General features: G+C 67.9%; 7 protein-coding genes. 2 read left to right on the top strand and 5 right to left on the bottom strand.

Annotated elements, in window-relative coordinates:
• The 3 genes from D474_RS0121685 to D474_RS0121675 all read right to left on the bottom strand — a co-directional run.
• On the bottom strand, positions 1 to 961 hold a 961-nt coding region (locus D474_RS0121685; RefSeq protein WP_017615592.1), incomplete at its 3' end, for an NAD-dependent epimerase/dehydratase family protein.
• A gap of 90 nt (positions 962 to 1,051) precedes the next feature.
• Positions 1,052 to 1,765, bottom strand: coding sequence for a PIG-L deacetylase family protein (locus D474_RS0121680; protein ID WP_017615591.1), 714 nt, complete (start codon positions 1,763 to 1,765; stop codon positions 1,052 to 1,054).
• Between the two features lie 110 nt (positions 1,766 to 1,875).
• Positions 1,876 to 2,553: a WbqC family protein gene (locus tag D474_RS0121675; RefSeq protein WP_017615590.1), complete on the bottom strand. Its 678-nt coding sequence runs from the start codon at positions 2,551 to 2,553 to the stop codon at positions 1,876 to 1,878.
• Positions 2,554 to 2,955: 402 nt separating this feature from the next.
• Between D474_RS0121675 and D474_RS0121670 the strand changes: the two genes are divergently transcribed.
• Entirely contained in the window at positions 2,956 to 4,497 is a 1,542-nt protein-coding gene (locus D474_RS0121670) for a glycosyltransferase family 2 protein (RefSeq protein WP_026118694.1), read from the top strand.
• A gap of 174 nt (positions 4,498 to 4,671) precedes the next feature.
• On the top strand, positions 4,672 to 5,073 hold the full coding sequence (locus D474_RS0121665) for a DUF3817 domain-containing protein (RefSeq protein ID WP_026118693.1): 402 nt from the start codon (positions 4,672 to 4,674) through the stop codon (positions 5,071 to 5,073).
• On the opposite strand, the gene D474_RS0121660 is transcribed toward D474_RS0121665, so the two are convergent.
• Together D474_RS0121660 and D474_RS0121655 are read right to left on the bottom strand one after the other, a co-directional pair.
• A complete protein-coding gene (locus tag D474_RS0121660; RefSeq protein ID WP_017615587.1) occupies positions 5,046 to 5,864 on the bottom strand; it encodes an SURF1 family protein in 819 nt (272 codons plus the stop codon). The genes D474_RS0121665 and D474_RS0121660 overlap by 28 nt on opposite strands.
• 341 nt (positions 5,865 to 6,205) lie before the next feature.
• Positions 6,206 to 6,388: a type II toxin-antitoxin system VapB family antitoxin gene (locus D474_RS0121655; protein WP_017615586.1), complete on the bottom strand. Its 183-nt coding sequence runs from the start codon at positions 6,386 to 6,388 to the stop codon at positions 6,206 to 6,208.
• Positions 6,389 to 6,498 lie beyond the last annotated feature (110 nt).

The following is a 6,498-nucleotide window of genomic DNA, read 5'->3' as shown; positions in this document are numbered from 1 at the left end:
GGGGCGGGACCCGGTGGTCGATGATCGACCGGATGATGGCGTCGAGGTCCCGGGTGGGTTCGTAGCCGATGAGCTCACCGGCCAGCGAGGTGTCGGGGAAGCGGCGCTGCATGTCCTCGTACCCCTCCCCGTAGGCCTGTTCGTAGTCGACGTACGTGATCGCGCTGTCGGAACCGGTGAGCTCCACGACCCTGTCGGCGAGCCCCTTGATGGAGACCTCCTCGCGGCCGCCGAGGTTGACGGCGCGGTTGAAGGACTGCGGCGTGTCCATCAGGCGGGTCATCGCCGGCACCACGTCGAAGACCGAACCGAAGCAACGGCGCTGTGCCCCGGTCCCGTAGACGGTGATCGGCTCGTCGGCCAGGGCCTGGTCGACGAAACGTGGCACGACCATGCCGTACCGCCCGGTCTGGCGCGGTCCCACGACGTTGAAGAACCGCGTGATCACCGAAGGAACGCCCGACTCGGCGCCGTGCACGTAGGCGACCAGCTCGTCCAGTCCCTTGGCGGCGGCGTAGGACCACCGGCTCTTGGTGGGCGGGCCGTAGATGCGGTCGGCGTCCTCGGTGAGGCCGTCGGCGTCGTTCTTGCCGTAGACCTCGCTGGTGGAGGCCACCATGTACGGCACGCGGTGCCGGACGGCCGCCTCGACGACGTTCTCCGTGCCGTGCAGGTTGATGCGCAGCGAACGCAGCGGATTGTCCACGATGTTGTAGACGCCCACGGCGGCCGCCAGGTGGTACACGGTGTCGGCCCCCGCGACGAGTCCGTCGATGAGCTCGCGGTCCAGGATGTCGCCCTGGACGAAGGTGAACCGGGGGTGCTCGACGAGCTGGGCCAGGTTGGCCATGGAACCGGTCGACAGATCGTCGACGGCGGTGACGCTGTGCCCCTGGGCGACGAGATGGTCGCACAGGTGCGAACCGATGAAACCGGCTCCACCGGTGACTACAGCCTTCATTGTTCCCCTCCACTACGGGCGGTGTGTTGAGTTGTTCTCACGGAATGCATGTCCGTTCACAGGGGTGTGGTCGATGGGCCCGCGCTCCGCTCACACCAGGTGGCGCAGGACGTGGTATCCCTCGCCTTGGGCGACCCCGGCCTGCATGCCGCGTAGGGCGGCGAGGCTGCGAAGAGTCAGCTCCGACCTGGTGTGCGGGTGCTCGTGGCTCTGGGAGCCGTACATCTCCATGGCGGCGAGCTTGGCCTCCAGGTCCCTCTCCCGGAGCCCGACGATCAGGTTGGGCGGCACGACGGCGTCGGTACGCCACTGGTCGGCGGCCTCCTCGTAGGCCAGCACCAGCTTCGGGTGGTGGCGTATCCGGGTGTCCGAGGGCCGCAGTGACGTGTGCACGGCCTCGGCGACGACCTGGTGGTCCTGGTTGTAGCTGGTGCGGTGCGGCGCGATGACGACCGTGGGCTGCAGCTGCGAGATCGACAGCGGGCTGTCCTTCTCGATGAGCTGGTTGAGGTCGACACGCGCGACGGTGTCCAGACGCAGGTGGTGCTGATCGCCGGGCAGCGCCATGTGCCAGTCGTCCCACCGGAAGTGGTCGGCGACCTTCTTGATCTCGGTGTGGCGTTCCTGCGCCGTCGAGAAGCCCTTGGGTGACTGATCGGCGGTGTCGCCCACCGTGAGGAACTGGACGTAGATCTCGGCGCCCGCGTCCTTGGCCTTGCTCATGAGGCCGCCGCAGCCGAGGGTCTCGTCGTCGGGATGGGGCGCGAAGATGAGGACGCGCTCTCGGGACCAGTCCGTCGTCATTGCCAGTTTCCGTCCTTTGGTCTCGGGAGGAGGCGACTGGGGGGGATCAACGCAGCGGGTCGTCGCCCCGATGCGATCCGTTCGGTTGTCGGGTCGTGGCGTGGTGCGGGTCAGAGCGGCGGCCGGGCGCTCCGGAGCAGCTCGAGCGAGTCCGGACCCGCGTTGAACAGCAGGTCGATACCGGCCAGGTGCGAGATGAACTTGCCGGGCCCGCTCTTGTTCTGCGTGTAGACGGGGTGCTCGAAGCCCTGCCACTCGACCTCGACCGCGTGCTGTTTCAGCACGTCGGCGTCGAGGTAGTCGCGCGCCCCGCTGCCCGACAGCAGGGTGTCGGCGCCGACGGTGGTGCACACCTGGGCAATCAGCTCGCTCTTGTGCCCGGTGAGCGGTCCGAGCCGGCTGGCCCGCACCACGGGCGTGTCGATCCCGAAGGCCCGCAAGGTCAGGAGTGTGGTGGCGATGGACAGTTCTGCCAGGTGGTTCCACCTCTGTTCGAAGAGGCCGGATATCTCCTCGCGGTATTCGTCCAGATACGGAGCTCCACGGTAGCTGTGATTGAGGAGCGCCCGGAGGTGCTTCATCCTCCAGTTCTGCGTGTTGTCGATCTGCTTGTCCAGGATCCGTTCGTCACGGCTGGCTTGCACGACCGGCACCGTCAGTAGTTGCTTTCCGCCGTCCCCAGCGATGTAGTTTCGGTTCTGCCAACCTCTGCGTTCGAACTGGACCGTGTCGAGGACGACATAGAGGTCGGAACGGTCAATCTTGTCGATCAGGCCCAACCAGGGCATGTAGTGCGGTTGGTGGACGCAAGCAATGCGTTGACCTGCCTTGTCGTGAAGCAGCTCCCCGGTCGCGGCGTGTTGCTCATGTGGCGCCAGGGAGGTATCGGTCGATGTGGGAAAAATAGGACCTGGCACGCCGATTATTCTCCTCAGTCGTACGGGCGAGTGGGCGGTACCGCCGCTTCTGGGCGGCCAGGATAAACCGGAGCCAGTCGTATCCGTGGGAAGCCCACCGCACATATCTTCCAATGGGTACCAGGAGATGCAAGCCCGTGCAGAAGATTCGCGTGGCCTGCATAGGCCACGAATCCTTGTGAACCCAAAGGTTCTGCGAGGCGTCAAGCTAACGCCGACTTTGCGGGTTAATGTCGGTCCGAAACCCAGATCTTTCGGAGAGGTCCCAGGACTGTGCGAAACGTGCGTTTCATCCTCGGCGTGCTGGTCGGGCTGGTCGCCCTGGCCCTGGCCGCCGCCCTGTTCGTCTACTGGTTCGACTTCGCCACGGGGGTCGCGGCAGCGTCCGGGCTGGGCGCCCTCGGCTACGTCTTCCTGTGGCTGGCCTTCGGCGCGAACCTACTGCTCTGGACCGTCGTGGGCCTACTGCGGCTGGGTGAGGGCACGGTGCGCTCCGCGGCCTCCCGCCGCCGTGTCGCCAAGGCCGAGCGAACCGGGGTCGAGTCCGAACCGGAACGAGCACTGGTCGGGGCCGGGGCCGGCCCGGGGCCACTTCCGGACACCGTGGAGGACGGACCGGAACCGGACAGGGACACCGCCGCAACCCCCGGCGAGGGCGAGGGTGCCACCGCTCCGAGCGACCCGGACGAGCTCTCCATCGCGGTGGTGATCCCCGCGCACAACGAGGAACCCGTCATCGAGTCGGCCATCGAGTCGGCCCTGCGCCTCTTCGAGCGCTGGGACATCTACGTGGTCTCCGACGCCTCCGCCGACACCACGGCCGAGATCGCTGCTGGCACCGGCGTCAACGTGCTCGAACTCCTCAACAACCGCGGCAAGGCCGGCGCCATCGAGGCCGTCGTCGAGGAGTTCGCCCTCACCGACAACTACGACGGCGTGCTGATCCTCGACGCCGACACCGAACTGGACGACCGCTACGTGGAGGGCGCCAAGCGCCAGCTCGCAGAGCCCGACGTGGCCGCCGTCGCGGGGTTCGTGGTCTCGGAGTGGAAACCCGGCGAGCGCAGTTTCGTGGGGCGCCTCATCTCCGCCTACCGCGACCGGCTCTACTTCATGCTCCAGTACCTCATGCGGTTCGGGCAGACCTGGCGTCACGCGAACGTGTCCTTCATCGTCCCGGGCTTCGCCAGCGTCTACCGCACCAGCGCCCTGCGGGAGATCGACATCAACCCGCGCGGGTTGGTGATCGAGGACTTCAACATGACCTTCGAGGTGCACCACAAGCGCCTCGGCCGGGTCTCGATGAACCCCGACACCAAGGCCTACAGCCAGGACCCCTTCAACCTGCGTGACTACTACCGCCAGGTCAGCCGGTGGACGCTCGGGTTCTGGCAGACCATGCGCCGGCACAAGCTCTGGCCGAGCAGTTTCTGTGCCGCGCTGGTGCTCTACGTGCTCGAGGTCGTGCTCGTCTCGCTCGTGCTGCTCGCGACCGTGTTGGTCGGGGCGTTCGTCGCGCTGGGCACGTTCGGAGGCGACGCCGTCATGGCGCTGCCCTTCTTCGAGGAGGGCTTCACCGCGGTCACAGCGTTCCTGCCGCTCAGCGCCGTGCTCATCGGGCTCTTCGTGCCCGACTACATGCTGACCTGCCTCATGGCGATGGTGCGGCGACGCCCGTCCTACCTGGTGTACGGGCTGTTCTTCTTCCCGGTGCGCATCATCGACGCCTTCCTGGCGCTGCGGACGATCCCCAAGGCGTGGACGGCGCGCTCCGACGGCCGCTGGGCCAGCCCCGTGCGCGCGAAACAGGGGTGACAGGTGCCCGCCGAACAGGGGTGATGCGCGCGACTCTGTGAGATGGCGCCGCCTGGGACGGACCCGGATCGGGGTGGTCGCGGGCGGCGTTTAGCCTCGTGGTGAGAGGCCCCGCCGTCCGCACCGCGGGGCCGTCGGTCGTCATGAAGCGGGGTAACGGTGGACAAGAGGCGCGTGTCGTTCGGTCTGTACAGAGTGCTCGCCTGGGTCACGGGTGTGTTCCTGATCGGGCTGGTCTTCGTGGCCATGCCCGCCCGCTACCTCGTGGGTGAGGACTCCGCGTTCGCCCTCCTGAGCGCACCCCAGGGCTTGGAACACTGGTTCGGCCCGGACACACCCCTGGTCCTCTACATCACCCTGCCGCACGGCTACGTCTACATGGCCTTCGTGCTCGTGGTCATCTGGGTCGCCCTCGACCGCCGCTGGGGCGCGGGCCGCACTCTGGGCGTCGCGCTGTCGGGCACCATCCCCGTCCTGGGGTTCGTCATCGAGCGCCGCGTCGTGGAGCAGGAGCGTGCGAAGGACGCCGCCGCCGTGGAGGGCGGGGGTCAGGAACCCGCACCCACCACCGGCTGACCCCCGTCGTCACCGTCGCCGGAGGCCCGTTCCCCGTCAGGGGTGCGGGCCTCTTCGCGGTTCCGGGTCTCCTCGATCTCGCGGCGCATGAGGATGATCCAGAAGACCAGCGCGGAGACGCCGAACATGCCCCACTGGACCGAGTAGCTGAGGCTGCGCCAGTTGACGGTGATGCCCGTCGGCGGCTCGGGTGGGGGGACCGGCGCGAGGCCGTCGTTGGCCGGGTCGTCCTCGGGCAGGACGATGTAGCCCTCGTACATTGCGTCGTGCTCCCACTCCTGCAGCAGCACCGCCGGGGCGATGCGCTCGACCTGGCCCTCGGGCATCTCCATGGGGCGGATGCCGTCCTCGGCGGTCTGGGCAGGCAGGAGCCAGCCCGTGACCGTGACCTGGCCGCCGGGCGGGGCAGGGATGTCGCCGGGGTCCTCGGTCCAACCGCGGTTGACCGTGATGGTTGCGCCGGAGTCGGTGACCAGGGGCAGGATCACGTCGTAGCCCTCGACCCCGTCCTCGGCCCGGGGTACGAGGAGCTGGTCGCCGTCGTCGTACTGCCCGCCGGCCTGCACCGCGCTGTTGGCGATCTGGTCCGGGTGCATGTACTCGCCCGGCTGGAAGTCCGCCTCGACGGGACGCGCGTCGGCGAGGTCCTCGACGGGGTTGGTGATGGTCTCCCGGTCGGGTTCGAAGGAGCGAACCACCTGCCAGGTGGTTCCCGCGACGCACACTGCCAGGACGATCAGGGCCGCCAGGTGGATGCCCAGCCAGCGCGGGGTCAGGAGCGGTGATCTCACCGTTCCAGGCTAGGTCCGGTCCGCGAGCGGGCGATCATGACCCCCGGTTGACGATGGCCACACACGCTTGGCTCCTGACTGTGTCGCAATGACAATTACTTTAAGTAGTTTCTTGTGACTGAGGGTTGTTATTCGAGGGTGGGGGTGGGTAGTGTTCCTATCAACGCGGAACGACACGATCGCTTCCGCGGAGAGGCCTTCAAGGCCGCGACTCCAGGGGGGAGGAGTCGCCGGCCGCTTCCCGAGGCGAGGGTCGCTTCCGTACTTTGAGGGGGGATGCGGAAGCGACCCTCGCCGCCTTTTGTGTGAACCCCCGGTGAGAACTCCGCCCCCGAACCCGTTCAGCTCGCGCGGCGCTGCGCCGTGCGGCGTTCGCGCTCCCGGCCGGCTTCGGCCCGGCTCCGGTGCCGAGCCGCGTAGACGCGCAGTGCCAGGTTGATCGCCTCCACCTCCGACAGCGCCCCCGAGTACCGCATGGTCTCGCGCAGGGCGTCGGCGTCGATGTCGTCCCAGGTCGGGGTCACGTTGCTCCTCCTCGGTGCCGCGGCGGGTCGCCGTGCCAACCATGGTCGCGCACACCCGGAGTGCTGGGTGCATCTCGGAGGGTGCGACCCGTAGCGGGGCCGGACGTGCG

Origin of the sequence: Nocardiopsis salina YIM 90010 (genome assembly GCF_000341025.1) — a bacterium.
GTDB lineage: Bacteria > Actinomycetota > Actinomycetes > Streptosporangiales > Streptosporangiaceae > Nocardiopsis > Nocardiopsis salina.
This window is presented reverse-complemented; position numbering and strand designations above follow the sequence as displayed.